Raw genomic sequence first — 25,302 nt, 5'->3', positions numbered from 1 at the left:
TACAAATGAATTAGTAAAACGGCTTTAAGTCCATCGTATCTACGGAATAGCCTATCTACCTAGAGTCCGCCACCCCATCGTCGATACTGCCAGGAAAGAGTTATAGCATCATAGCTATTATTGGTGCGAGAGTAGACTCCCTTGCTGCCAGTTAAGCGAATAGCATTTTGTTTATTAACTGGATAAGACAAGGTGCTGACAAATCGCCAATTTTCCTCAGTACTATTATTTGCTACACTATCGGTAAATGCTTGTCCTCCCATGTAATAGGTGGCATCAGCAGAAATCCAGGCGCTATTTTGAAAGTAGTAAATGGCATGACCTTCAGTCGAATAGATTGGGTTTTGCGAAAGGGTGTTGTTGCCCATAAAGCTCGTATTCTTGGTATACGATCGTCGCCATTCCGGCAAACTCTAAGCGCCAGGCGCCAATGGCTTGGGATGCCCCTATACCGGGCTTGATTAATGAACGATTGCCACCTACATTGACTATTTGTTCGTTGTTGTATTTGCCCCAAGGAATTGAAGCTGCGACACCGGCTCCAATAATCAGATCCTGCTTGTAGAGTTTAAATTCCTCTTCAGAAAGTGCAGGAGCGCCATATAGATTGGCAGAAAACTTGATCACAGGATCCGATAAACCCTCAGCAGAAGCATTGAGATTTTGTAGCCCCAAGTTTTTAGTGGTTGAGAGCTCGGAATAAGGTAACAAAACAGATACCCTTCCAGACTGCCCAGCGACATCGATAATACGGGTAAAACTCAGTGATTCTGAGGTTAAATGATATGAGGCCGCTATTTGCGTTGGCGATTCCACCAGTTAAAAAATTAAAGCCGATGGGTGCATTGGAATAAGCGCGAGCTTCAATTTCCTGGCCATATGCTTGATGACTAAGAAGTCCCAGCAAGCAAAGCCAAAAAATTTTCACGTAGAACAATTATTTTTTGGAACCAAATAGGATTGCAAGTGTGGCAGTGTTACCTAGGGCAATATTGACGCCTATGAAAATTAAATAAGGCCACACTATCAGCCAATATAGGATCCCCATGGCAAAGACGCGCAATGGGTCGGATTGACCAAATGAGCCCATGGAGGCGATAAATTCTTTGCCATTAATAAGACCATGTAAATCAGCTTCCAGATAGTTCAAAGCTAGCACCACCAAAATATAAACTAGCGACTCAAGAAATAGAGAGCGAACTATCCCATGCTTTTTGTTTACTTTAATAGGATAGGCTGCCTGCGTAATTAATAGGAATTTTGCTGAAATGCCCGCTTTAATCAAAGCAAAACCAAATAAAGATAGAGGGAAGGGGCGCTCATCAAGCGCAGTGGCCGCAAAGAATGTAATGGAGCAGAATCACACACCAAAGTAGAGCGTTAGTGAAAACGCTTTCTTCATCTCTTCTTTAAACTTTTGCTTTAGACTGAGAGCTTCCGGATGTGTTGGGTTATTGGTCATTAAGTCGATCGTGTAATGGGTTTGAATGTTTATTCGCCGCAAGAAGAACAGGCGCTTTCTTCTGCTTTTGCTGGATCTTGGGTATATCGTGCAATAAACGCATGCTTGCTTTTGAGGGGCAGCTCTAGCCAGACAAAGTGACCCGATCCTGGGGCTACGTCAATAAGTTTATCACTCATATTCCACATTTTTTCAAGCACTAAGTCTTGATTACCATGGGGTTCAATAATTTCAAGCCTGTCGCCAACTGAGAATCGGTTCTTGACGTCCACCTTCACACGACCGGTAGCGGAATCAATGTCCAATGTTTCTCCAACATAAAGACTTCTACCAGAAAGCGAGTGTCCGCGCATATACAGTTGGTACTCTTTATCGTGATGACGCTCATAAAAGCCATCGGTATAACCACGATTCGCCAATCCCTCTAAATTCCCGAGCAGGGTGGTATTAAAAGGCTTCCCTTGTACGGCATCATTGATCGCAGATCGGTAGGCTTGAACAGTTCGTGATACGTAATAAGGTGATTTGGTTCTTCCCTCTATCTTAAAAGAGTCGACCCCCATCTTAGTAAGGCGCTCAATATGCTCAATGGCTCTGAGATCTTTTGAGTTCATGATGTATGTGCCATGCTCATCTTCTTCCATAGGCATGAGATCATCAGGTCGGCGCGCTTCTTGAAGAAGAACAACATCACCACTAGTATTTTGTTGTCCAGGTTTTACTTTGTAATCCCAGCGACAGGCATTAGTACAAGCACCTTGGTTGGAGTCGCGGTGAGACATATAGCCTGACAATAAGCATCGCCCCGAATACGCAATACAAAGTGCGCCATGAACAAACACTTCTAGCTCCATCTCTGGACAATCTTGACGAACCTCTTCAATTTCATCAAAAGAAAGTTCGCGAGATAAAATGACGCGGCTAATGCCAACCGAGTGCCAAAACTTTGCAGAAGCGCCGTTAACAGTATTTGCTTGAACCGATAAATGAATTGGTATATCAGGCCAAGCTTCACGCGCCATCATGATGAGACCAGGGTCGGACATGATGAGAGCATCTGGTCCGAGCGCAACAACTGATGACATATCTTTGATATAGGTGCGTGTTTTTGCACCATGGGGCAATAAATTAGAAACCAAATAAAACTTTTTACCCATATCATGGGCGATATCAATTCCTTGCTTGAGAACTTCTATCTTGCCAAAGTCATTATTGCGAACCCGTAGGGAATAACGAGGTTGTCCGGCATAAATAGCATCCGCACCGAAGTCAAAAGCGGCGCGAAGCATGTTGAGGTTGCCGGCAGGCGCCAAAAGTTCAGGAATTTTAGTCATAGCCTCCATTTTAGTGTGCTTTAGGCTAATTTGCTTTTCGATGCTTTGATCGCTAAATCGGCATATATCTAGGGCAGAAATGAGATTTTGAGCCTTTTGCCTAAAATAAAATCCCCATTCTGCTTGAGATATGGGGATTCTAAAAAATTGAGAAAGGCTTGAAAGATTTACCAGATGATCCAATAACCAGAATCCCATTCAGCTTGGGTAATGTAGCCGTTGTTATCTTTATCTAAGATGGTGAATTCTTGCTCGGTCATGCCAGCTTTAATTGCCTCTGCTTTGCTAATTTTTTGGTCTTTATCGCTATCTAAGGGCGCAATGGAATTGTTTTGTGATCTATAGACATCTAGCTCGGTGATACTAATTTCCCCGTTTTTATCTTTATCAATTTTTATAAAAACAGCTTGAGGCATACCAGCTTTAAGGGCTTCCTCTTTAGTTATTTTCTTATCATTGTTTGGATCAAGCTTTGACAAAGAGGTGATTCTAGGAGCGGTTGTTTGGGCGTATCCAACGGGCGGGAATCAAAACTGCTGCTGCAACGATGAAATTGATTGGCTCCGCTATGAGGTCTCCTAATGTATTAATAATGACCCAATAAAAATAAAAGTTTTGTAAATTTTTAGTGGGCTTGATCTTGCTTCCCAAACTATACCTGATCAGGCTGCAGGAGTTAAGTGGTGGTGCAGCGCAATATTTATAAAGATAGATAGGCAAAGCCCCCTGATTTTGGCTGACTACCTCAATTGAATGCAGTGTATTTAGATGCAGGGAAACGGGCAGAATCTAGCATTAATATGCTGCTGATATGACATTTTTTCGTTTAAATGCAAAAATCGAACGATGAAACAACCAAAAAAATCTAATGATGCAATCCTGACTCGTGCGTTTAGCATGGCGATTGGTAAGAGTTTACGAAAAACCCACCCATTAGAAGCGCATCAGCTAGTTAAGTCACGCCTTAAGGGCTTTAGCTCGAATTTAATTTTAGAAAAATCAAATGAGGATCGGCTATTAGATCTAATTCCCATTCGTTATGGACGCATGTTGGTCAGTCCATTTATTAAGGGGTTCTGCTGTGCTGATGGCGGACGATTTATCAAGGACGCTAAATACCGACCTATATGTTCAGGCTTGTGGAGATTGCCATTTATTAAATTTTGGCGCCTATGCAACACCAGAAAGAAAATTAGTTTTTGATATTAATGATTTTGATGAAACCTTACCCGCCCCTTGGGAGTGGGATGTTAAGCGTTTAGCAACAAGCTTTGTGGTCGCTGGACAAGATAACCAAATTGATACTGAAGTTGCGCGCCTTGTTGCTAAAGCATGTGTACGTTCTTATCGCGAGAATCTTCGTAAGTACTCAAAGTTAAGTCCATTAGAGCTTTGGTATAAGCAATTGGATTTAGCTAAATTTGCTCAGAAAGCGCCCACCAAGAAGGCAAAACTGTATCGAGAGGAATTAATCAAGCGTGCCGAAAGCAGGGTGGCTGAATACTTATTTCCTAAAATCACAACAGAGGTCGATGGAAAAAAGAGATTAATTGATCAGCTCCCCTTGATATTCCATCAGAATGAAGATTTCGAGGCGCAAGCAAAGCAGGTAATATCGGATTATCGGGAGTTCTTGCGCGACGACCGCAAAATCTTAATGGATCGCTACCAGTTGGAGGATATCGCTGTAAAAGTGGAGGGTATTGGTAGTGTTGGAGCACGTTGCTTTGTAGCTCTATTTATGACGAGCAATGATGAGCCGCTGTTACTGCAAGTTAAAGAGGCTCGCCCATCCGTGCTCGAGCCCTATGCAGGCAAGAGTAATTATGAGAAGCATGGTCAGCGCGTCGTATTTGGACAACGCTTAACTCAATTTTCTTCCGATATATTTTTGGGTTGGGCAAGGGGGCCTAAAGGTAGAGACTTTTATGTACGTCAATTGCGAGATATGAAGGTATCTTTTACATTTGATGAGGTAACGCCCCTAAGGCTCAAGAACTACGCTAAGTATTGCGGGCAAGCCTTAGCCCGATCTCATGCGAAGTCGGGTAATGCGGGGCCATGATTTCTGGATACCTTGGTAAATCAGGCGTATTTGATGAGGCTGTTAGTCGATTTGCTGTGGAATATGCCAAACAAAATGAAAAAGACTATAAGCAATTACTAGAGGCTGTTCGAAAAGGCAGTATCAAAGCTATTTCTCAAACAGATTTATAGGTTGATTGGCGAGCTGAGTGCTGGAAAGTAAAAAGCCTTCAGGGCTATTAACTCTGAAGGCTTCTACTTATTTGGCTCCTCGACCTGGGCTCGAACCAGGGACCTACGGATTAACAGTCCGGCGCTCTACCGACTGAGCTATCGAGGAATAAGCCGATATTATAGCAAGATGAAATCACTTCTTCCCACTTCTGTGCAGATCCCCAAAGTACTGATTATTGCTGGGTCAGATAGTGGCGGTGGGGCTGGGCTACAAGCTGATCTCAAGGTTGTTACAGCCTTGGGTGGCTACGGCATGTCCGTGATTATGGCGATAATTGCTCAAAGTACCTTGGGTGTGACGCGTATTCAGGACGTTGATTTGGATATTGTTGAGGCCCAGATTGACGCTGTTTTGATCGATATCGGGGTGGATATTGTCAAAATTGGGATGCTCGCAAATCCAGAAATCGTTCGAATAGTTGCTAAATCCCTGCGCCGCCACGGTGTAAAATGTATCGTTCTTGACCCTGTATTGCGTGCTACCTCGGGCGCGAGCTTGGGGGGTGACGATACTGCCCAAGCCATGATTTCAGAATTATTTCAAATGGCATCGCTGATTACGCCAAATTTAGATGAGACCCTTGCTTCTTGGGCGTGACATTGCGGGTCCAAATGACTTTAAATTGGTTGCAGAAGAATTACTAGAGATGGGGCCGCAGGCAGTGTTGATTAAAGGTGGTCACCTAGATAGTACGCATACTCAAATTACTGATTACCTCATGTGGCGCAGTATTGAAGATGGTCTTGAGATCGTTCAGTCAAAAGAATTTAAGCACTATCGCGTCAACACTGTGAACGCGCATGGCACTGGCTATTCTTTGGCATCAGCAATAGCTACCTATCTCGCAGATGGTCATGATCTTGCTCATTCTGTTGCAAAGGCAATTGCTTATGTCGAAGCTGGGTTGGAAGCTGGTCGCTTTCTAAGCATTGGTTCAGGTCCGAGACCTTTATGGCATATGCATGACTTTTATCCAACTGCCTTGCTTGACGAAAAAGACTAACACTAGTCGTCTTAAGCCTGCATTAATTCTTGCAGATGTTTAACGGCTGCATGCGGATCTTTGGCTTGTGTAATTGTTCTTACAACAGCCACTGAGCCAACACCACTTTTTGAAACTGCATGTATGCTGTCCTGGTCAATGCCACCAATTGCCACCAAGGGATAGTGACTCATGAGCTTTGCATATTGATACAGACGCCCCAGACCTTGTGGTGCAGTTGGCATCTTCTTTAGGTTCGTTGGAAAAACAGCGCCCATTGCAATGCAGCTTGGGCAAAAGCGATCGGCATACGCAAGTTCTGCATAGCCATGAGTACTGAGTCCAAGTCTTAGACCTGCTGACCGAATTTCATCAAGATCTGCAAGCTCCATATCCTCTTGACCTAAATGCACGCCATAAGCGCCTGCATCAATGGCTTCTCGCCAATAATCATTAATAAAGAGTAAGATCTTGCTGTCTTTTACTGCCGCAACGGATTCTTTAATTTGTTTTCTGATTTTGGCTTTATCTTCAGATTTAAATCGTAGTTGTACGGTTGGAATCTCTGCCTCGACCATACGTTTGACCCAATCAGCATCGGGCATCACGCCATACAAGCCTAAGCGCTTAGGGCACTCAGCAAACGCATTGGGATTCATATTCCGAGTCCAGGGCAATAGATCAAAATGCTCGGGCCGGCCTCGGCCGCTTTAATGGATTAAAGCCCCATCTTGCAAAGTCATTCGGGACCAAGGTTTGCCCAATACTCTTGCATCCGATTCAATAAAGCCCATCTCGATACTGGCTAAAGCACCAGCTAATTCGTAATGGTCTACCGCAGTTTCATTGTCTATTTGCGGCGGCGGTGAGTTCAGGCTAAATATCGGCATGGGGATGCATAAATCCTCGTTGCGATGGGCAGTAACAATTTGATCGGCTAGGTCACGTATTAGGCTCATGTGCTCAGTGTGCTTAACTTAGAGCAACACTACGATTGGTACCAAAAAGGAGTGCTTGCTTGAGCAGATTCTTGAGGCTTCATGGCGCCAGATAAATAAGCGGAACGACCAGCATCCACCACCATAGCAAATGCTTTAGCCATGATGACTGGATCCTCTGCGAGTGCTACAGCAGTATTTAAGATACACCATCAAACCCCCACTCCATGACAGTGCAAGCATGTGGTGGCAGCCCTAAGCCGGCATCTACCAAGAGTGGAACTTGAAGGCGATCACGCAATAATTTCATGGCATAGGGATTTAATGGACCTTGACCAGTGCCTATAGGCGCCGCCCACGGCATAACCGCTTGTGGCAGCCAACATCCACAAGCCGTTGACACAAAATTAAATCCTCGGTGCAATAGGGTAAAACTTTAAAGCCATCTTTGATCAAGATCTCAGCTGTTTGAACCAAGCGCAAGACATCTGGTTGTAAGGTGTAGTCATCACCGATCAGCTCTAGCTTGATCCAGTCTCTGATTCAAATACTTCACGTGCCATTTGTGCCGTAGCGATGACCTCTTGGGGGCTATGACATCCAGCTGTATTGGGTAAAACGGGTACTGCCATCTTTTTGAGTAAATCCCAAAAACCGCTGTGGGCATCGACAGTAGAGCTGCCTTGACGACGCAGGTTCACCGTAATCATCCCGGGGTTGGCTACCTGTACTGCATTCTCTAGGACTTAAGGTGATGGGTAACGTGACGTCCCTAACAGCAATCGACTTGCAAAGCTCTCGCCATATAACACCAGCGTATCTGCGTTGTTGAGTTTGTTAGGAAGAGGTGCGTTCATTTCTATTTATCTTTATCTCAACCGCTGGTAACGGGAGCAATAATTTCAATCTGATCATTCTCATTCAAGACAAACTCAGCATGTTTGTCTTGGGAACAAAATGGAGACTTACAGCAACAGTATAAGGCGGTTTGGCATCTATATTAATGCAAGCGCATCGCTAATTATGCTTTGATTAGGTAACTCATATTCCACTTGATTGACGATTACACGCATATTGCCTCAACTTCTGAATTGCTTTTGTGTGACACTCAAACCTAATTCCAAGGCAGTATTGCTTGCCCCATGCTCCAAAAGTTGTAAGGTGCAATCTAATACTGCTGGTGTAATCATAAAACCATGGCGATATAAGCCATTGACCAGAATCAAATCTGCCAACCCTTTATTTCGTTGAGTGCGAATTTCAGGCAGATTATTTTTTAGGGTAGGGCGGCACTGAGTTGCCATCTCTAAAATATGTGCTTCAGCAAAGCCGCTATGCACGGTATACACCGCGCTAAGAAGCTCCATGGCAGAACGCACACTCATTTCTGAAAGATCGTCAGATTCAATTTCTGTAGCACCTATAACATAAATATCATTTTCTTTTGGTGCTATGTAAATTGGGTAACGCGGATGTATTAGGCGGGTGGGGCGGCAAAGTTTCACTTCCGGAGCATAGAGGCGCACAACTTCACCACGCACACCTCGTAATGTATTAGAGGTGTCATTAGATGACCAAAACTCTTTAGCACCCGTACCACGGCAATCAATCACTGCTTTGTATTTCGATGTTGTACGTAATTCTTGTGGGCTGATGTCGGTATGCCAGCGACAGTTGACGTTTAAGATCTCTAACTCTTTAGCAAGGGCGCCCAATAATTGTCGATTATCTAACTGTCCCTCATTAGGTAAATAAAGGGCTTGATTAAAACGATCTGCAACACCAGGCTCTATCTCGCGCAAAGCATCATTGTTTAACTGCTGCGGCACACTCAAAGCATGATTACTGCGGCAGTTCTTTTCTAAATGTGCGGCAAATCGCTCAGCCTCACTTGTATCTTGTCGATGCCAAAGAATTAGCGTGCCATTTTTCTGAAAATAAACAGGACTTGCTAAACAAGCGATGATCTCTTCCCAGCGAGGCAAGCTATACAAACCCATCCTCACAACAGAATCTTCAATGATAGCAGATTCTGCGAGAGGAGCCAACATTGCTGCAGCAATACGCGCTGCAGCATGGGTGCCATCAGGATCACCTTTATCAAATAGTTCAACTTGAGCGCCACTCTTGGCTAGCGCAACTGCTAGTAAGCGACCCATTAGGCTGCCTCCAGCAATAGCGTACTTGCTTTTAGAGAGGTTCAAGTGAGTTGCCATCGCATTAAAATGATTACTGATAAATCTCACTACCGCGTTTACGGAACTCTGCAGACATCTCTTCCATGCCTTTAGATATGCATCTGCAACTTCAGCAATTGGAATGACCTTAGATTTCGGATTTCCATCTGCATCTAAAGTTGCAGCGTAGTCGCGCACTTCTTGTGTAATCTTCATTGAGCAGAACTTTGGACCGCACATTGAGCAGAAGTGAGCAATCTTGGCGCTTTCAGCTAGCAGTGTTGCATCGTGATATTCGCGTGCACGCTCAGGATCTAAGCCGAGATTGAACTGATCTTCCCAGCGGAATTCAAAACGGGCTTTAGACAGGGCATTGTCACGTACTTGTGCGGGCCTGGTAAGCCTTTGGCTAAGGCTGCTCCATGGGCAGCGATCTTATAAGTAATGATGCCTTCGCGGACATCTTCTTTGCCAGGCAAGCCCAAATGTTCTTTTGGTGTGACATAACAAAGCATGGCGGTGCCATACCAACCAATTTGCGCAGCACCAATACTGCTGGTGATGTGATCGTAGCCAGGGGCAATATCTGTAATCAATGGTCCTAGTGTATAGAAGGGTGCTTCTAAGCAATGCTTGAGCTCTTCTGTCTGTTCTCTTTAATGCGTTGCATTGGCACGTGACCAGGACCTTCAATCATGACTTGCACATCGTGTTTCCATGCCTTAGCAGTGAGTTCACCGAACTGTGCAGCATCATTCGAATCGGCGATACGGCCAGGGCGTAAACCATCACCAAGACTAAATGACACGTCATAGGCTTTCATGATTTCGCAAATCTCATCAAACTTGGTGTAAAGGAAGTTTTCTTTATGATGCGCTAAACACCATTTAGCCATGATCGAGCCACCGCGAGAAACAATTCCGGTAATGCGATCAGCTGTCAGCGGTACGTAGCGTAGCAATACACCAGCATGAATCGTGAAGTAATCAACACCTTGCTCTGCTTGTTCGACCAAGGTATCACGGAACATTTCTCATGTGAGATCTTCAGCAATTCCGCCAGTTTTATCTAACGCTTGATAGATTGGAACTGTGCCAATAGGTACAGGCGAATTGCGAATAATCCATTCCCGTGTTTTATGGATGTGTTTGCCAGTAGAGAGATCCATGATGGTATCTGCACCCCGGCGAATAGACCACACCATCTTTTCTACTTCTTCATTAATTGAGGAAGTGACAGCAGAATTACCCAAGTTGCCGTTAATCTTCATGCGGAAGTTACGCCCAATGATCATGGGTTCTAACTCTGGGTGATTAATATTGGCCGGAATAATTGCACGGCCCGCAGCGATCTCAGAGCGAACAAATTCACCGGTGACGATCTCTGGAAGGTTGGCACCATAACCTTTGCCGGGATATTGTTTCAAAAGCCGCTTGTAAGCGGGATCTTTTCTTAGTTGCTCTAAGCCCATCGATTCACGTAGAGCAACGTATTCTATTTCAGGTGTAATGATTCCCTTGCGGGCGTAATACATCTGACTAACGTTTTGTCCAGTTTTGGCGACACGTGGGGCGCTAATGTGGGCAAAGCGTAAATCTTGTGTTGCCTCATCTTTGGACCGTGCAACTCCGTAATCAGAACTAGGGCCAGCCAATTGCACGGTATCGTTACGTTCCGCAATCCAAGTGTCACGTAACCTTGGTAAACCTTTCTCAAGATTGATGACTACATCAAGATCACTATAGGGTCTGAGGTGTCATAGACGGGAATTGGTGGGTTTGACAGCAATTCTTCGCCTACCCTGGTAGGTAGTTGCTCAATCATTCGAATCGGTGCCTTGATATCAGGACGTGATCCTTGAAGGTAAGTTTTAGTTGAAGCTAGATAGGCAAATTTTTGCCCAAAGTCTCGCTCCAAACTTTTTAGACTGGGAATCTCGTGTTTAACGTTTTTGCTTGAGGCTTTGCCTGTGCTCATGTCCATCACCTAACTGTTTTAGATGGACGAAATCGGGTGTCGGTCTGATGTAACTCCCCACGCCAGCATTACCTGGATCGGGTTATAGGGTCTTTCTCAGCGCCTCTAATTTAAAACTTCCCATTGGAGGGCACCCCTGTTTCATCCTTAAATCAGATTTAACCACGAATTGATGTCTTACGGCATGACGGCAGTCAAGCGAGGCAGAATGATTGGCTATAAGCCTATTTATTGCGTCGCAATATGAAATCTGCCGTTACAAAAGCAGCATCAGAGGTAAATTCATCGGTCAAGATTCGTGCTGCGGCCTCTAGAACGGAAATTTCAATAAAACCACTCACTTCACCGTCATGATTGGTGGGGACAAAGTTATCAGCTAATTCCAAATCATAAATAAAAAGTTGCTCGTCATGAAAACCTCGACCAACAATTGGGCGGCGCATGTGAATCCGTCCCACTGGTTCAATCTGGTCGGCTATTTGTTCGGGTACCCCAGCTTCTTCCCAGAGTTCACGTCGTGCACAAACCCAAGGTGTTTCATCAGCCGAGATGCCTCCAGCAGCCAGGTTATCCAACTTGCCAGGATCAGTGGGCTTGGTTTCACTACGCCTGCCTAACCAAATCATATTATTTTTGGTGTAGCCATTAATGTGTGTCGCCATGCTACGAAAGCCAAATGTGCGAAAAGCCGCACGCTCTAGACGAAAGTATTTGTGACCATTTTGATCAACCCAGGCGAAGTCTTCATTACGCCACCCAGGAATGAATCCACCCATTCGCATGCGTTCTGCCAATTGATAAAGGCTGGAAGATAATTCTCTGGGTTTACCTGATTGAATAGTGAGCCTCTCGTTGCCCATGGCAATCAGAGGAATAGATTGCTTGAGTAGGGATTCGTGGAGGTAGCAGGTAAATTCTGGGTTCAGATAACCAATTGCTTGATCTCCAGCAATCCCCCGCGATAAATAGATTGGCATAAAGTCCGCTGGAGCAGAGCGCGCAGAATTCTGCAGCATTTTCTCTAGGGCGGCAATCGTACTGGTCGAGAGGCTGGTCATGATCCCAAGTGTAAGGGAACTTAGTCAGAATTGCTCTTTGTCATTTTATTTGCTTAACACAATATTGCATCAGCATTGGAAACATTTTATATATGCAAGTGCACAATATTTGAATAAAGGCTCTGCATAGAATTTAAGCAAGCTAGCTCATCCTATACAAATCTATGACTTACGGAAACTTTTATGGATTTATCCACAATATCTGTGGATAAGTATTTATTGTAGGTTTGGTCCCGCCGACAGGAATCGAACCTGTATCCCACGCTTAGGAGGCATGTGCACTATCCATTGTGCTACGGCGAGAGTTGACTAAAAACAAAGAGGTTTGAAACGAATTTTAAGCAAAAGAGAATGACACTTTTTTGTTCACCATCTACAGAGGGCCCAAACTTGATTTGTGACTGCTACCATCATATCGGGCGCAAAGTAAGCTGAGAAAACCAATAACAAGCCAAACAAAATAAAACCATAAAAAATAATTTTCCAAACAATCTTTTTATTACTAAGCATTGGCTGCTCTCTGTATTGCTCGTTCTTTGACTGGAAGATTGACTAGGAAAGCAAATACACCTAAGCCAATCGCAATTTTCCAAACAATGAAATAGGATCCTGTTAAGTCGGACAAATGACCACCAAGGAATGCGCCACAAAAACTACCCAATTGATGAGAGAAAAATACTAAACCAGAAAGCGAAAGCTAGGATTACTTATCGCTTCTTTTAATGCCTGCTTGATGGTTTGATCCCCAAAGTTATGTGAGTGTGCGAAATTTTTCTCACGTAACAAAAAAGCTGTTGGGAATCATTAAGCTTGCCATGAGCGCCAGCATGAGAAGTGCGTCTTGAGCACCAAATGCGCTCAATAATCCTTGCTCAGCAGGAATCATTAAAAACTGACCAAACGATCCAGCAGCAGCTGCAATGCCCATTGCCCAGACTCGTTTATCGGCTGGCACGTTGCGACCAAGGATGCCGTATACCACGCTATAAGTAGTAGCGGTTTGTGCAAGACCAATTAGCAATCCGCCAGCCAAGGTGAAGTTCATGACGTCGGTGGAGACTGCCATACCCGCCAGTCCAAGGGCGTACAACACTCCGCAGCGACCATAATTTTGAATGCGCCATAACGATCGGCTAAAGCGCCAGTAATGGGTTGTACTGCGTCCCAGATCAGATTTTGGAGTGCTATGGTTAGTGCAAATGTTTCTCGACCCAACCATTTGCCGAGGTGATCGGAAGGTTAAAAAGTCCAAAGCCATGGCGGATACCCATGGACATAGTGACCATGAACCCTCCAAAAATGAGGACTTGCTTCATGGTGGGTCCAGCTGACGGTGTGCTATAGCTCATGAGGTTCAGATGATTCCCTTATTGCGCAACTGTTCAATGGCCTTGTCGTCAAGTTTTAGTCGTTCATGCAAGACTTCTGCAGTATGTTGACCAAGGGTGGTGGAGCCATTCTGACCTCTGTGGGTGTTTTTGACAAACGCATGGGGCTTGCGACTAATTTCATCGTGCCAGCAGTGGGGTGTGAAACATCAATCTGCACATTGCGATGAATGACTTGTTCGTTTTCAAAGACTTCTTTGAAATTATTGATAGGGCCACATGGCACATTGGCTTGTTCAAGCAGTGCAATCCACTCTGCTTTGCTTTTTTCCGAGTCATTTGCTCTAACAAAGGGATGAGTTGTTTCCGATGCTCTACGCGCAAGGGGTTGGAGGCAAATAGCGGATTTTCGGCAAGATGTGCTTCACTACCTGCTGTCACAAAATGGCGAAATTGACCGTCATTACCGGCGCCAACAATCGTCCAGCCGTCAGAAGTGGGGAAGGTTTGATAGGGGACAATAATCGGAGAGGCATTACCCCAGCGCTTTGGCACCTCGCCAGAGGTGAGATAAGCGCTTGATACATTTGCCATCACGGCAACTTGTGTATCAAGTAGCGACATATCGATGTACTGACCTTCGCCCGTCTTGTCGCGATGAACAATCGCCGCCAAGATGGCAGTACTGGCGTACATCCCAGTAAAAATATCAGCAAGCAACACCCGCCTTTTGAGGGCTTGCGCCTTCGAAATCTTGGGCTTCACCGGTAACACTCATAAAGCCACCCATGCCCTGAATAATGAAATCATAGCCAGGGCGGTGAGCATAGGGTCCAGTTTGGCCAAAACCAGTGATGGAGCAGTAAATCAAATTGAGCTTGATCTTTTTGAGGCTTTCATAGTCCAGGCCATATTTAGAAAGGTCTCCAACTTTGTAGTTTTCAATCACCACATCTGATTCTGCAGCTAACTGGCGAATCAATTCTTGACCATCAGGCTTGGAAATATCTACTGTAATCGAGCGTTTATTGCGGTTGATGCAAATAAAATAGGCAGATTCGCGAGTGTCATGACCATCAGCATCTTTGGCAAAAGGAGGCCCCCAATGACGGGTATCGTCTCCAGCGCCAGGCCTTTACCACTTTAATGACGTCTGCGCCTAAACCCGCTAGATTTTGAGCGCACCATGGACCTGCCAAGACTCGGCTGAGGTCTAAAACACGAATATGACTTAAGGCTCCCATCCCCCGATTTTGGCATGGATGATGGGGGAATTCTCGAAAAATTCGGTCAGGACCTCAGACATGACTACAATTTGCGCGCATGGCTACCCGTAAAACTTCCGAATACAGTGAATCGTCGATTCAGGTCCTTAAGGGGCTAGAACCAGTCCGTCAGCGGCCTGGAATGTACACCCGTACTGACAATCCTCTCCATATTATTCAAGAGGTGCTAGATAACGCATCTGACGAGGCTTTGGGTGGATTTGGCAAACAAATCATTGTCACAACGCATACCGATGGTAGTGTCAGCGTTGAAGATGATGGTCGTGGTATTCCGGTGGGGATGCATCCCACTGAGAAGCTACCGGTAGTCGAGATTGTGTTTACCCAGTTACATGCTGGCGGTAAGTTTGAGAAAGGCACTGGTGGTGCCTATGCATTCTCAGGTGGTTTGCATGGCGTAGGCGTTTCTGTCACTAATGCTTTATCTAAGAGATTAGAAGTGACTGTTTGGCGTGATGGCCAAATGTCCACCTTAACTTTTGCTGATGGCAAGGTTATTGAGAAGTTGAAATCAATGCCATCCTCAAAAGACGATAAGTCTCATGGCACTCGCGTGCGTGCTTGGCCTGATGGTAAGTATTTTGATAGCTCAGTCATTCCGATGACTGAACTCATTCGTTTGTTGCGTTCTAAGGCGGTGTTATTGCCTGGTGTGAAGGTAACGCTGATTCAAGAGAAAATGGGTGATACCCAGACTTGGCAATATGCACAAGGATTGCGCGGCTATTTAAATGAAGCTATTGCTCAAGCGGGTCATGGCACAGAAGTCATTCCTCCTTTCGAGGGTGAGCAACATGCCACTGGCTCTGGCGATGATGATTCATTTGCTGAGGGTGAGGGTGCTGCGTGGGTAGTTTGCTGGACCGAAGATGGTGCCCCAGTGCGCGAGAGTTATGTGAACTTAATTCCTACCCCTGCAGGCGGTACGCATGAAAGTGGTTTACGTGAAGGTCTTTTTAATGCCGTAAAAGGTTTTATAGAAATACATGCATTGCAACCGAAAGGCGTGAAGTTGATGCCTGAAGACGTATTTGCAAGGGCTTCATTTATTTTGTCTGCCAAAGTATTGGATCCGCAATTCCAAGGGCAGATTAAAGAGCGCCTCAATTCACGTGATGCAGTGCGCCTAGTGTCTGGTTATGTGAAATCCGCTCTTGAGCTTTGGTTAAACCAACACGTGGATTATGGTCGTAAGTTAGCTGACCTGGTAATCAAGCAGGCCCAAGCAAGAACTCGCGCAGGTCAAAAAGTTGAGAAGAAAAAGTCTTCTGGTGTTGCAGTTCTTCCGGGTAAGCTCACTGATTGTGAGAGTCAAGATATTGGTATGAATGAAATCTTCCTCGTTGAGGGTGATTCTGCTGGCGGCTCTGCAAAAATGGGTCGCAATAAAGAATATCAAGCTATCTTGCCATTGCGCGGCAAGGTATTAAATACTTGGGAAGCTGAGCGCGATCGCTTGTTTGCTAATAATGAAGTTCATGATATCGCTGTAGCGATTGGCGTTGATCCACATGGTCCAAACGACAATCCCGATCTATCTAATTTGCGTTACGGCAAGGTTTGCATACTTTCTGATGCGGACGTCGATGGTGCACATATTCAGGTTTTGCTGCTAACGCTGTTCTACAAACATTTCCCTAAATTGATTGAATTGGGGCACATCCATATTTCTAGGCCGCCGCTATTTAGGGTTGATGCACCTGCGCGTGGCAAGAAGCCGGCACAAAAAATATATGCCCTAGACGCCAATGAACTTCAGGCCATTGAGGATAAATTGCGCAAGGATGGCGTGAAAGAATCCGCATGGCAGATTTCTCGCTTCAAAGGCTTGGGAGAGATGAGTGCTGAGCAGTTGTGGGATACCACATTAAATCCAGATACACGTCGATTATTGCCTGTGACTTTGGGTGCTTGGACTGAAGATGAGACATTTAAAACCATGGATATGTTGATGGGTAAATCAGAATCTGGAGCTCGTCGCGATTGGCTTGAATGGCGCGGCAATGAAGTAGAGGCGGATATCTAATGACAACTAAAAAAACTCCTGGAAAAAATGCTCCAGCCGATCAAGCAGATTTGTTCTCCAACCCCATTGAAATGGATATCGTCGAGGTTGACGAGAGTCCAGCAGCTTCCTCAGGTGGCGGATCGGGTAATCATGACCCAAAGATGGTTGACCTAAATGAGGATGGTAAAGATAGCTTAACGCTTGCGGTATATGCTGAACGTGCTTATTTAGATTACGCCATTAGCGTTGTTAAAGGCCGCGCGTTACCAGATGTGGCAGATTGTCAAAAGCCTGTGCACCGCCGTATTTTGTTCTCAATGAGTGAGATGGGCTTACGTGCAGATGCTAAGCCAGTGAAGAGTGCTCGTGTGGTGGGTGATGTGCTTGGTAAGTTTCATCCCCATGGCGATCAATCAGCATATGACGCCTTAGTGCGCTTGGCGCAAAGTTTCTCATTGCGCTATCCATTGATCGATGGTCAAGGCAACTTTGGTTCACGCGACGGTGATGGCGCAGCGGCAATGCGATATACCGAAGCTCGTCTAACCAAGATTGCAAGCCTACTTTTGAGTGAAATCGATGAAGGAACAGTTGATTTCGCGCTAAACTATGACGGCTCATTCCAGGAGCCTAAACTTCTGCCAGCGCGCCTCCCATTTGTCTTGCTCAACGGGGCCTCTGGTATTGCTGTGGGTATGGCAACTGAAATTCCTTCGCATAATTTGCGTGAGGTTGCTAGTGCTGCCGTGGCTCTAATGAAGTCTCCTAAGATGACTACTTCAGAGTTGTTGGAAATTATGCCTGGACCCGATTACCCAGGTGGTGGACAGATTATTTCTTCTGCTGCAGAAATTGCGCAGATTTATGAAGCAGGGCGCGGCAGCATTAAAGTACGCGCGCGATGGTCCGTTGAAGAATTGGCTCGTGGCCAATGGCAAATAGTTGTAAATGAGCTTCCTCCCGCGACCTCCTCTCAACGTGTTCTTCAAGAGATTGAAGAACTCACTAACCCGAAGGTAAAGGTTGGAAAAAAGACCTTGACTCCCGAACAAAATAATCTCAAGTCGACTATTTTGAATGTGCTTGATGGTGTTCGTGATGAATCCAGTAAAGATGCTGCAGTACGTTTGGTATTTGAGCCAAAGAGTAAAAATATTGATATCAATGAGTTCGTTAACCTATTGCTAGCGCATACCTCATTGGAATCCAATGCACCAATGAACTTGGTGATGATTGGCAATGATGGCCGTCCACGCCAAAAAGGCTTAAAAGAAATTCTTTCGGAATGGATTGCATTTAGAGTTGCAACTGTTACGCGCAGAACACAACACCGCCTAGGCAAAGTCAAAGACCGCATGCATATTTTGGAAGGGCGCTTAACCGTTCTTCTCAATATAGACAAGGTCATCAAGATTATTCGTAATAGCGATGAACCTAAAGCGGATTTGATTAAAGAGTTCAAATTAAGCGATCGTCAGGCAGAAGATATTCTGGATATTCGCTTGCGTCAGTTAGCTCGTCTGGAAGGTATCAAGGTTGAGCAAGAGCTTAAGGAGCTTAAATCTGAGCGTGATGACTTAGAAGGTTTATTGCAAAGTGATATCGTCTTGCGCAAACGCATCATCAAGGAAATTGAATCCGACATGAAGGATTTTGGTGATGATCGTCGTACCCTGATTCAGGAAGACAAGAGGGCTGTTGCCGAAACAAAAGTAATTGATGAGCCAGTGACAGTCATCGTTTCGCAAAAAGGTTGGGTGCGGGTTCGTCAAGGACACGAGCATGATGCAACTCAATTTAGCTTCAAAGCTGGAGATGCGCTATATGCCACCTTTGAGGTTAGAACAGTTGATGTCATTCAAGGCTTTGGTAGTGATGGTCGCGTTTATACCGTACCTGTTAGCGAGTTACCGGGCGCCCGTGGTGACGGTTCGCCATTAACTAGCTTTGTAAATCTAGCAGCAGGCTCGCAAATGGTTGCTTACTATGCTGGTCAAGCTGATGATTTAGTGCTTCTTTCCACCAAAGCAGGCTATGGTTTCCTTGCGAATGTAGCTGATATGACTACGCGCAATAAGGCCGGTAAATCATTCTTGAGCATGGATGCCAAGGTGCCGGGCGATGCGCCATTGGGTGCTGCGAAGGTAAAAGTAGGCATGAAGCAAGTTGCCTGCTTATCTGAAGCCTCTAAGTTATTGGTTTTCCCTCTGGATGAGCTTAAGCGTCTGCCTACTGGCGGCAAAGGTGTCATCTTGATGGGTTTAGACGATAAAGAGTTCTTGGCGTCTGTTATTGCAGTAGGTCCTGATGGCGCTAGCTATTCAGGCGCAGGACGCGCTGGAAAGCCCACTGAACTCAATCTAGATGCAAAAACATTGAAGTTGTTTGCGGGTAACCGTGCACGTAAAGGCCATTTTGTTGAGCCGCGCCTCAAAGATGGCAAATTAAAAGCAAATTAAAGCGTTAAGTTTTTTTCGGAATACTCCCGCCATATTTCACGGCAATCACTTCTGCCAGAATCGAAACAGCGATTTCTGGTGGGGTGAGGGCGCCGATGAATAACCCAACTGGGCCATGTAATTTATCAACCTGTTCCTGAGTGGCATCAAACTCTAACAAACGTTCTTTGCGTTTCTGGGTATTTTTTCTACTCTCTAATGCGCCAACATAAAAGGCGAGTGATTTCAGCGCCTCCATTAAAGCCATGTCATCGAACTTAGGATCGTGTGTGAGAGCAACTACTGCCGTATGGGAGTCAACGCCGATTTCGAGCAATACATCTCGTCAGGCATTCCTTTTACAAAAGTGATGTCTGTGCGATCGAGTCCTTCTGCATATTCTTCACGCGGATCGATCACGATCACCTCGAAATCAGAGGCCAAAGCAAAATCGGCTGTGTAAAGGGAAAGTTGTCCCGCCCCAATAATGACCATACGCCAGCGAGGACCGTAAGTGGTTTGCATTTCTCGTTCAGTGCATACAAACTCATCATTTCGATTGCCAGCAGTCAATATTGAAAGCCCAGAAGCTAAATTTACAGACCGTCGGGTAATTTGATGCGAGGAAATATTCTCAAGCAGTTTTTCTAAGATGACCAATTCCGGTTTTGGCTCCACTAATAGGCGAAGGGTGCCTCCACAAGGCAATCCAAATCGTGCCGCCTCTTGTTGAGTTACTCCATAAATCACCATTTCAGGGATGTTGCGAGTCAAGGTTTCAGTTTGCACTCGGCGAATGAGGTCATCTTCTACGCAGCCTCCCGAGACCGACCCTGCCACCTGACCGTCTGCACGAATCGCAAGCCAGGAGCCTACTGGACGAGGCGCTGAACCCCATGTTTGTGAACCACGGTAGCAATGGCTACTGATTGGCCTGATTGGAGCCATTCAACGGCAGATTTGAGGACGCTTAAATCGGTGCTATTCATGCTGTATCTTGTTTTATGAATTATTTTATCGATATATGTTTATTATCACCCTAATGTCTGTAACCAGTGAATCTCACCAAAGTGCCCCATTGCGCCTAGCCATCTTGATATTGGCTGCAGGCGAGGGGGTCGCTTGGGCGGTTACCTCAAGGCTTTATTGAAAAAGAGCGGACATACTTTACTAAAACGCTTTCTTCATGCCATCCAAAGACTCTCTCCTGTCGAGACTTTACTTGTTACCGGTTTTTACGCAGACAAAATCGAAGCAGAAATTAAACCGCTAAGGCTGGCTTTCAAATTCCAATAGCCTGGGTGCTAAATCACAATCCTGAAAAGGGACAAGCATCCTCTGTACGCTTGGGTATCGTGTCGCTAAAGAGTGACTATGATGTTTTATTAATTGCGTTATGCGATCAGCCCGATATTGGCGCTGAAGAAATTGAGTCTTTGCTAGAGCAATTTAAACATCGTGCTAGAAACCAAGAAATTGTGCTGCCTATCGTCAATGGCCAACGAGGCAACCCCGTATTATTTTCAAGAGGGGTGATTAATCGGATATTAGAAATTCCTGAGATGGTATGTCGACCCTATATGGACCAACACCCAGAGCTAGTACAGGTATTAGTAACAAGCAATGAAGCATATGTGCTGGATGTCGATACCTTGAACGACATCCAGAAATTCGGTCTTGATCCTATTGAGACTTAATTGACTACTTAAATTTCTGCGATTAATTCAATCTCAACACATGCGCCTAGGGGTATTTGGGCCACACCAAATGCGCTACGTGCATGCTTGCCAGCATCACCAAATACTTCGAAGAGTAGTTCAGAGCAACCGTTAACCACTAAATGTTGTTCTGTATAGCCATCAGTTGAGTTCACTAGACCCATAACTTTAACGATACGCTTGACCTTATCCAAAGAGCCTAAGTGATTTTGTAATGTGGATATCAAATCGATTGCAATTGAGCGAGCCGCGGTTTTGCCTGTCTCTGTATCCATATCCTTGCCCAGTTTTCCAATCCAAGGTTTGCCATCACGTTTAGCAATATGACCAGATAGAAAAACAGTATTACCACTAGTGATTGCCATAACATAGGCTGCGGCTGCTTGTCCCGGTGGCGGCAGATCAATTCCAAGTGCATTAAGACGTTCGCTAATAGATGTGCTCATGATATATATAGGTGGTTTGTATTAAAAGTTTAAGAAACAAAAAGAAACAAAAAGAAATAAAAAGAAATAAAAAGCTCGAAGAAGAAAATGCGAATCCGAATACCTAAATCTTACTTCGAAAGCTGACGCATGGCATTTTCAAGTCCATTTAGAGTCACTGGATACATGCGGTCTTTCACGAGGTTTTGCATGATGTCAATTGATTGGCGATATTGCCAGATTGATTCAGGTTCTGGATTGAGCCATGCAAAGTGTGGAAAGTGGTCTATGAGTCGATTGATCCAAACAGCGCCCGCTTCTTTATTGTTATATTCGACAGATCCATTGGGGCTTAATATTTCATATGGAGACATCGTCGCATCCCCAACAAAAATCAGCTTGTAATTTGGCCCATATTTGTTGATGATGTCTTGAGTGAGGGTAACTTAGTCACGCCTGCGACGATTACTCTGCCATAAGTTTTCATAAACGCAGTTATGAAAGTAATAATGCTCTAGATGTTTAAATTCAGCCTTAGCAGCAGAGAATAATTCTGCAATACGTTGAATATGATCATCCATCGATCCTCCAACATCCATCAACAGCAATACCTTTACTTGATTATGACGTTTTCGGGTCGCATTTGTATATCGAGCATGCCAGCATTGGCAGCGGTGGAATGGATAGTCTTATCTAAATCGAGTTCGAGTGCGATCCCTCACGAGCAAATCGACGTAGGCGACGCCATGCCCTTTAATGTTGCGAGTTCCTAAGGCTAAGTCGCTGCCATAGTCCTTAAACTCTCTTGCTTCCCAAACTTTGATAGCAGTTCTATTGTCAGCACTTTCACCGCCAATACGAATGCCCCCTGGGTGATAGCCACTATGGCCAAATGGTGAAGAGCCGCCAGCACCGATCCACTTATTACCACCCCCATGCCCACTCCTTTTGTTCTTTTAGGAGCTCTTCGAGACGCTTTTGAAGGGCCTCGGGACCGCCTAATTTTTTAAGCGCCGCTTTTTCTTCCTCAGTTAAAACGCGTTGAAGTTTTTTCTCAAGCCAATCGAGCGGTATGTCTGGTGAGAGTGCGATGATTTTTCAACCCCATTAAAGTAGCCTCTCCAAAGACCTGATCAAAACGATCAAAGTGCCGCTCATCTTTCATCAATGTCATGCGAGACAGTTGGTAAAACTCATCGATAGAAGGGTTGATGACACCTGATTTCAACGCCTCCAAGAGAGTTAAAAACTCCCTTACTGAAACAGGCACTTTTGCCTCTTTCAGATTGAGGAAGAATTGAATCAGCATAGCTAAATAAAGTTTCTAGTGATCGAGTTAGCGATGATTGCGATTCATCATCACGAGACGTTCAAATGAATGGATATCTTGCTCATTTTTTAAGAGGGCACCGTGGAGTGGTGGCACGACAATCTTTTCATCATTGCTATATAAAGCCTCCATTGGGATATCCTCTGCTAATAAAAGCTTGAGCCAGTCAATGAGTTCCGATGTGCTTGGCTTCTTCTTTAGACCTGGTAATGAACGTATTTGGTAGAAGGACTTCAGTGCCACATCCAGAAGATCTTGTTTGATATTGGGGTGGTGAACATCAACGATGTTTTGCATGGTATCGGCATCAGGGAAGGTGATGTAATGAAAAAAGCAACGCCTTAAAAATGCATCTGGCAATTTTTTTTCGTTGTTTGAGGTGATGATGACCAAAGGGCGCTGCTTTGCTTTTATCAGTTCGCGGGTTTCATAAACGTAAAACTCCATACGATCAATCTCACGCAGCAAGTCATTCGGAAATTCGATAGCTGCCTTATCGATTTCATCAATCAATAACACTGTAGGTTCATCTGCTTCAAAGGATTGCCAAAGAATTCCTTTAACAATGTAGTTGCGAATGTCTTTGACCTTTTCATCACCTAATTGCGAATCTCTCAAGCGACTAACAGCATCTTATTCATACAATCCCTGCTGAGCTTTAGTAGTGGATTTGATATGCCGCTGTAAGAGCGGCATGTTGAGGGCGGCCGCCACTTCTTCGGCAAGCATAGTTTTCCCGGTGCCTGGCTCACCCTTAATGAGCAGGGGTCTCTGGAGCGCTATTGCGGCATTAACAGCCAGCTTTAGTCGTCTGTGGCGACATAACTCTGGCTACCAGCAAAGCGATTGTGGGATGCGGAAGTGGTTTTACTCATGTGCTTGCCTAAATAAGTGCAGGGGATAAGCGTTCAAGTATAGGTAAATGAGGCAAATCTTTCAGTATTTCTACTGATTTTGGCCTTCAAAATGGCGAGAAGGGCGTCTGTCCGCTATAATATGCTCTTCCCAAATTGATCTAAATCAAACTCATTAATACTGATTTCTATGAAAAAACTCTCCATTCTTCCTTAACTGGCCGTGACTACAGCTTTAGTTTTTGCTGGCTCTGTTGCCTCAGCCTGATGAAGTTAAAGGTAATGCTGCTGCAGGTAACGGCAGGGTTTGGCTTTGTGTTGGTTGTCATTCAATTCCTGACTATCGTGCTGATTACCCATTGGTTTATAAGGTACCTATGTTGGCTGGCCAAAATGCCGCTTATATTGCTAGCGCATTAACCGCATACAAGAAGGGTGAACGAAAGCATCCAACCTGCGTTCTATTGCTGCAAGCCTTTCTGACCAAGATATGGTCGATAACAGCGAGTACTATGCTGCGCAGACTGCCAGCCCACCTAACAACCCATTGAAGTGATTCATTGATCAAGATACATAGAGATATTTTTATGAAATTCGCACTTATTACTGCAGCTTTGCTTTCCAGCATTGGTTTGGTTAACGTAGCTAACGCTGCCAGCATTGATAAAGGTCAGGCATTGGTAGAAGAAGGCTAACTGTGCTTCTTGCCACGGTGCTGGTCTGAATGCCCCCATATTGCCTGTTTATCCTAAATTAGCAGGTCAATACTCTGATTACTTGTACTACGCTCTCAAGGCTTACAAGGTAGGTAACGGCAATGCCCAATACGGTCGTAATAATGCAATTATGGGATCGCAAGTTCAAAATTTCAGCGATGCTGATATGCAAGATATTGCGGCTTACATTGCGTCATTACCAGGGAATTTTGTTATTAAGAAGTAACGCTTGCTAGCTTAGTTACTTATAAAAAGGCTTAGAATATTCTTCTAAGCCTTTATTTTTTATAGGTTTTATGTATTTATCGCAGGGCCTCTAAACCCCTTGCCAAATGCTCCCGCATCGCGGTTTCTGCAGCCTTTTCGTCTCTTTTCAAAAGCGCCCTGAGAATTTCTCGATGTTCAACTAGTGAGCTTTGTAGTCTTCCCGTACTGGTAAGCGAGTCTCTACGATGCAGTTTTAGCACTTTCCGCAGGTCGGCAATCACGCCATTCATCCAACGATTTCCCGCAATTTCTTGTATTAATTCATGAAATTTGCCATTAATTTCAAAAAATTGTTCAAGATCACGATCAGCCGCCGTTTTTTCTAGTCTATGGTGAAGGTGATCAAGAAGATTTAATTCGGCCTCTGTGGCCTTGGATGCTGTTTCCTTGGCGGCTTGACCCTCAAGCAGGGAGAGGATAGTAAAAATTTGCTCCAAATCTTTTCTTACTACTTCAGTCACATAGGCGCCGCGTCTCATCTTGATAGTTACTAGACCCTCGGACGCTAAAACTTTGATAGCTTCACGCATAGGGGTACGACTTATGCCAAATTGATCTGCAAGTGACTGTTCATCAAGCCAACTACCGGGCGCTAGTTGCTTGCTAAATATTTATTCCCGAAGTCTATCGGCAACATCTTCATACAGAGGTCTATTATTCAGTTTTGTATTCATAATTATGAATACATTATGTAGACAAATCCAAAATTGTCAAGCAGAATGTAAGGATATTTCGATGCAATGC

The 25,302-nt window shown here is 44.8% G+C and carries 21 protein-coding genes, 2 tRNA genes, 7 pseudogenes and 1 riboswitch; of the genes and pseudogenes, 9 read left to right on the top strand and 21 right to left on the bottom strand.

Going from position 1 to position 25,302, the window contains the following annotated elements; genetic code table 11:
* Positions 1 to 324: 324 nt before the first annotated feature.
* From DXE37_RS11475 to DXE37_RS05965, 4 genes are all read right to left on the bottom strand, one after another.
* Positions 325 to 711: a transporter gene (locus tag DXE37_RS11475; RefSeq protein WP_197713125.1), complete on the bottom strand. Its 387-nt coding sequence runs from the start codon at positions 709 to 711 to the stop codon at positions 325 to 327.
* Positions 712 to 937: 226 nt separating this feature from the next.
* Positions 938 to 1,285: a hypothetical protein gene (locus DXE37_RS12605; RefSeq protein ID WP_231971190.1), complete on the bottom strand. Its 348-nt coding sequence runs from the start codon at positions 1,283 to 1,285 to the stop codon at positions 938 to 940.
* Positions 1,286 to 1,491: 206 nt separating this feature from the next.
* Positions 1,492 to 2,796 (bottom strand): peptidase U32 family protein, encoded by a 1,305-nt coding sequence (locus tag DXE37_RS05970; protein ID WP_114637552.1) that lies wholly within the window; start codon positions 2,794 to 2,796, stop codon positions 1,492 to 1,494.
* Between the two features lie 167 nt (positions 2,797 to 2,963).
* A complete protein-coding gene (locus DXE37_RS05965; RefSeq protein WP_114636884.1) occupies positions 2,964 to 3,275 on the bottom strand; it encodes an EF-hand domain-containing protein in 312 nt (103 codons plus the stop codon).
* 560 nt (positions 3,276 to 3,835) lie between these two features.
* Here DXE37_RS05965 and DXE37_RS05960 point away from each other — a divergent pair.
* Positions 3,836 to 4,861: a DUF2252 domain-containing protein gene (locus DXE37_RS05960; protein WP_269460298.1), complete on the top strand. Its 1,026-nt coding sequence runs from the start codon at positions 3,836 to 3,838 to the stop codon at positions 4,859 to 4,861.
* Positions 4,858 to 5,013 carry a DUF2252 family protein gene (locus DXE37_RS13530; protein ID WP_197713122.1) on the top strand — a complete coding sequence of 52 codons (156 nt, stop codon included), beginning with the start codon at positions 4,858 to 4,860 and terminating at the stop codon, positions 5,011 to 5,013. The genes DXE37_RS05960 and DXE37_RS13530 overlap by 4 nt, the downstream gene beginning before the upstream one ends.
* Before the next feature lie 72 nt (positions 5,014 to 5,085).
* On the opposite strand, the gene DXE37_RS05955 is transcribed toward DXE37_RS13530, so the two are convergent.
* Positions 5,086 to 5,161 (bottom strand) — tRNA-Asn (locus tag DXE37_RS05955).
* Between the two features lie 21 nt (positions 5,162 to 5,182).
* Here DXE37_RS05955 and DXE37_RS14005 point away from each other — a divergent pair.
* A complete protein-coding gene (locus DXE37_RS14005; protein ID WP_331852124.1) occupies positions 5,183 to 5,653 on the top strand; it encodes a bifunctional hydroxymethylpyrimidine kinase/phosphomethylpyrimidine kinase in 471 nt (156 codons plus the stop codon).
* Positions 5,628 to 6,059 (top strand): bifunctional hydroxymethylpyrimidine kinase/phosphomethylpyrimidine kinase, encoded by a 432-nt coding sequence (locus DXE37_RS14000; protein ID WP_331852123.1) that lies wholly within the window; start codon positions 5,628 to 5,630, stop codon positions 6,057 to 6,059. Before DXE37_RS14005 ends, DXE37_RS14000 begins: the two co-directional genes overlap by 26 nt.
* 11 nt (positions 6,060 to 6,070) lie before the next feature.
* On the opposite strand, the gene thiE is transcribed toward DXE37_RS14000, so the two are convergent.
* The 10 genes and pseudogenes from thiE to DXE37_RS14345 form a co-directional block, all read right to left on the bottom strand.
* Positions 6,071 to 6,697 carry a thiamine phosphate synthase gene (thiE, locus tag DXE37_RS05945; protein WP_197713121.1) on the bottom strand — a complete coding sequence of 209 codons (627 nt, stop codon included), beginning with the start codon at positions 6,695 to 6,697 and terminating at the stop codon, positions 6,071 to 6,073.
* A 51-nt stretch (positions 6,698 to 6,748) separates the two neighbouring features.
* Positions 6,749 to 6,997 (bottom strand): hypothetical protein, encoded by a 249-nt coding sequence (locus DXE37_RS11460; protein WP_197713120.1) that lies wholly within the window; start codon positions 6,995 to 6,997, stop codon positions 6,749 to 6,751.
* Between the two features lie 29 nt (positions 6,998 to 7,026).
* Positions 7,027 to 7,833 (bottom strand): annotated as a pseudogene (locus DXE37_RS05940) (thiazole synthase).
* Between the two features lie 222 nt (positions 7,834 to 8,055).
* On the bottom strand, positions 8,056 to 9,192 hold the full coding sequence (locus DXE37_RS05930; protein ID WP_114636883.1) for an FAD-dependent oxidoreductase: 1,137 nt from the start codon (positions 9,190 to 9,192) through the stop codon (positions 8,056 to 8,058).
* 13 nt (positions 9,193 to 9,205) lie between these two features.
* Positions 9,206 to 11,130, bottom strand: a pseudogene (gene thiC, locus DXE37_RS05925) (phosphomethylpyrimidine synthase ThiC).
* A gap of 37 nt (positions 11,131 to 11,167) precedes the next feature.
* A riboswitch (TPP riboswitch) is annotated at positions 11,168 to 11,278 on the bottom strand.
* 76 nt (positions 11,279 to 11,354) lie between these two features.
* A complete protein-coding gene (locus DXE37_RS05920; RefSeq protein WP_114636882.1) occupies positions 11,355 to 12,188 on the bottom strand; it encodes an NUDIX hydrolase in 834 nt (277 codons plus the stop codon).
* A 228-nt stretch (positions 12,189 to 12,416) separates the two neighbouring features.
* Positions 12,417 to 12,491, bottom strand: a tRNA-Arg gene (locus DXE37_RS05915).
* Between the two features lie 199 nt (positions 12,492 to 12,690).
* Positions 12,691 to 13,537: pseudogene (locus DXE37_RS05910) on the bottom strand (MFS transporter).
* A 55-nt stretch (positions 13,538 to 13,592) separates the two neighbouring features.
* Positions 13,593 to 14,588 (bottom strand): annotated as a pseudogene (locus DXE37_RS05905) (CaiB/BaiF CoA transferase family protein); the annotation flags it as partial.
* A 4-nt stretch (positions 14,589 to 14,592) separates the two neighbouring features.
* On the bottom strand, positions 14,593 to 14,760 hold the full coding sequence (locus DXE37_RS14345) for a CoA transferase (protein ID WP_415066814.1): 168 nt from the start codon (positions 14,758 to 14,760) through the stop codon (positions 14,593 to 14,595).
* 79 nt (positions 14,761 to 14,839) lie between these two features.
* On the opposite strand from DXE37_RS14345, the gene DXE37_RS05900 reads away from it, so the two are divergent.
* Positions 14,840 to 16,828: a DNA topoisomerase IV subunit B gene (locus DXE37_RS05900; RefSeq protein WP_114636881.1), complete on the top strand. Its 1,989-nt coding sequence runs from the start codon at positions 14,840 to 14,842 to the stop codon at positions 16,826 to 16,828.
* Between the two features lie 143 nt (positions 16,829 to 16,971).
* Positions 16,972 to 19,269, top strand: a complete 2,298-nt coding sequence (gene parC / locus DXE37_RS05895) for a DNA topoisomerase IV subunit A (RefSeq protein WP_114637551.1) — start codon at positions 16,972 to 16,974, stop codon at positions 19,267 to 19,269.
* Between the two features lie 4 nt (positions 19,270 to 19,273).
* Here parC and DXE37_RS12600 read toward each other — a convergent pair whose 3' ends face one another.
* Entirely contained in the window at positions 19,274 to 19,585 is a 312-nt protein-coding gene (locus DXE37_RS12600) for an XdhC family protein (RefSeq protein ID WP_231971189.1), read from the bottom strand.
* Entirely contained in the window at positions 19,549 to 20,196 is a 648-nt protein-coding gene (locus tag DXE37_RS05890; protein WP_231971188.1) for an XdhC family protein, read from the bottom strand. The genes DXE37_RS12600 and DXE37_RS05890 overlap by 37 nt, the downstream gene beginning before the upstream one ends.
* A 353-nt stretch (positions 20,197 to 20,549) precedes the next feature.
* On the opposite strand from DXE37_RS05890, the gene DXE37_RS11455 reads away from it, so the two are divergent.
* Positions 20,550 to 20,945, top strand: coding sequence for a nucleotidyltransferase family protein (locus DXE37_RS11455; RefSeq protein ID WP_197713119.1), 396 nt, complete (start codon positions 20,550 to 20,552; stop codon positions 20,943 to 20,945).
* Between the two features lie 8 nt (positions 20,946 to 20,953).
* Here the strand turns inward: DXE37_RS11455 and DXE37_RS05880 are convergent, their stop codons facing one another.
* The 3 genes and pseudogenes from DXE37_RS05880 to DXE37_RS05870 all read right to left on the bottom strand — a co-directional run bounded on the left by DXE37_RS05880 (position 20,954) and on the right by DXE37_RS05870 (position 23,596).
* Complete coding sequence (locus DXE37_RS05880) at positions 20,954 to 21,412, bottom strand: RidA family protein (RefSeq protein ID WP_114636880.1); 459 nt, start codon at positions 21,410 to 21,412, stop codon at positions 20,954 to 20,956.
* Between the two features lie 110 nt (positions 21,413 to 21,522).
* A pseudogene (locus DXE37_RS05875) lies at positions 21,523 to 22,700 on the bottom strand (vWA domain-containing protein).
* A 27-nt stretch (positions 22,701 to 22,727) separates the two neighbouring features.
* Positions 22,728 to 23,596 (bottom strand): annotated as a pseudogene (locus tag DXE37_RS05870) (AAA family ATPase).
* Between the two features lie 196 nt (positions 23,597 to 23,792).
* Between DXE37_RS05870 and DXE37_RS05865 the strand changes: the two are divergent.
* A pseudogene (locus DXE37_RS05865) lies at positions 23,793 to 24,131 on the top strand (c-type cytochrome).
* Positions 24,132 to 24,310: 179 nt separating this feature from the next.
* Positions 24,311 to 24,517, top strand: coding sequence for a c-type cytochrome (locus DXE37_RS12595; RefSeq protein WP_231971187.1), 207 nt, complete (start codon positions 24,311 to 24,313; stop codon positions 24,515 to 24,517).
* Positions 24,518 to 24,593: 76 nt separating this feature from the next.
* On the opposite strand, the gene DXE37_RS05855 is transcribed toward DXE37_RS12595, so the two are convergent.
* Positions 24,594 to 25,169 (bottom strand): GntR family transcriptional regulator, encoded by a 576-nt coding sequence (locus DXE37_RS05855; protein ID WP_231971366.1) that lies wholly within the window; start codon positions 25,167 to 25,169, stop codon positions 24,594 to 24,596.
* Between the last annotated feature and the right edge of the window lie 133 nt (positions 25,170 to 25,302).

This window comes from Polynucleobacter necessarius (assembly GCF_900095205.1).
Classification (GTDB): domain Bacteria; phylum Pseudomonadota; class Gammaproteobacteria; order Burkholderiales; family Burkholderiaceae; genus Polynucleobacter; species Polynucleobacter necessarius_E.
Note: the sequence above shows the minus strand (reverse complement) of the source record. Positions and strands in the feature narration are given on the sequence as shown.

Coding starts and splice junctions, on each gene's coding strand:
- DXE37_RS05970 (WP_114637552.1), bottom strand. CDS start 2,796: ATGACTAAAATTCCTGAACTTTTGGCGCCTGCCGGCAACCTCAACATG.
- DXE37_RS05960 (WP_269460298.1), top strand. CDS start 3,836: ATGGACGCATGTTGGTCAGTCCATTTATTAAGGGGTTCTGCTGTGCTG.
- DXE37_RS13530 (WP_197713122.1), top strand. CDS start 4,858: ATGATTTCTGGATACCTTGGTAAATCAGGCGTATTTGATGAGGCTGTT.
- DXE37_RS14005 (WP_331852124.1), top strand. CDS start 5,183: ATGAAATCACTTCTTCCCACTTCTGTGCAGATCCCCAAAGTACTGATT.
- DXE37_RS14000 (WP_331852123.1), top strand. CDS start 5,628: ATGAGACCCTTGCTTCTTGGGCGTGACATTGCGGGTCCAAATGACTTT.
- thiE (WP_197713121.1), bottom strand. CDS start 6,697: ATGAATCCCAATGCGTTTGCTGAGTGCCCTAAGCGCTTAGGCTTGTAT.
- DXE37_RS11460 (WP_197713120.1), bottom strand. CDS start 6,997: ATGAGCCTAATACGTGACCTAGCCGATCAAATTGTTACTGCCCATCGC.
- DXE37_RS05930 (WP_114636883.1), bottom strand. CDS start 9,192: ATGGCAACTCACTTGAACCTCTCTAAAAGCAAGTACGCTATTGCTGGA.
- DXE37_RS05920 (WP_114636882.1), bottom strand. CDS start 12,188: ATGACCAGCCTCTCGACCAGTACGATTGCCGCCCTAGAGAAAATGCTG.
- DXE37_RS14345 (WP_415066814.1), bottom strand. CDS start 14,760: ATGGGAGCCTTAAGTCATATTCGTGTTTTAGACCTCAGCCGAGTCTTG.
- DXE37_RS05900 (WP_114636881.1), top strand. CDS start 14,840: ATGGCTACCCGTAAAACTTCCGAATACAGTGAATCGTCGATTCAGGTC.
- parC (WP_114637551.1), top strand. CDS start 16,972: ATGGTTGACCTAAATGAGGATGGTAAAGATAGCTTAACGCTTGCGGTA.
- DXE37_RS05890 (WP_231971188.1), bottom strand. CDS start 20,196: ATGGCTCCAATCAGGCCAATCAGTAGCCATTGCTACCGTGGTTCACAA.
- DXE37_RS05880 (WP_114636880.1), bottom strand. CDS start 21,412: ATGAGCACATCTATTAGCGAACGTCTTAATGCACTTGGAATTGATCTG.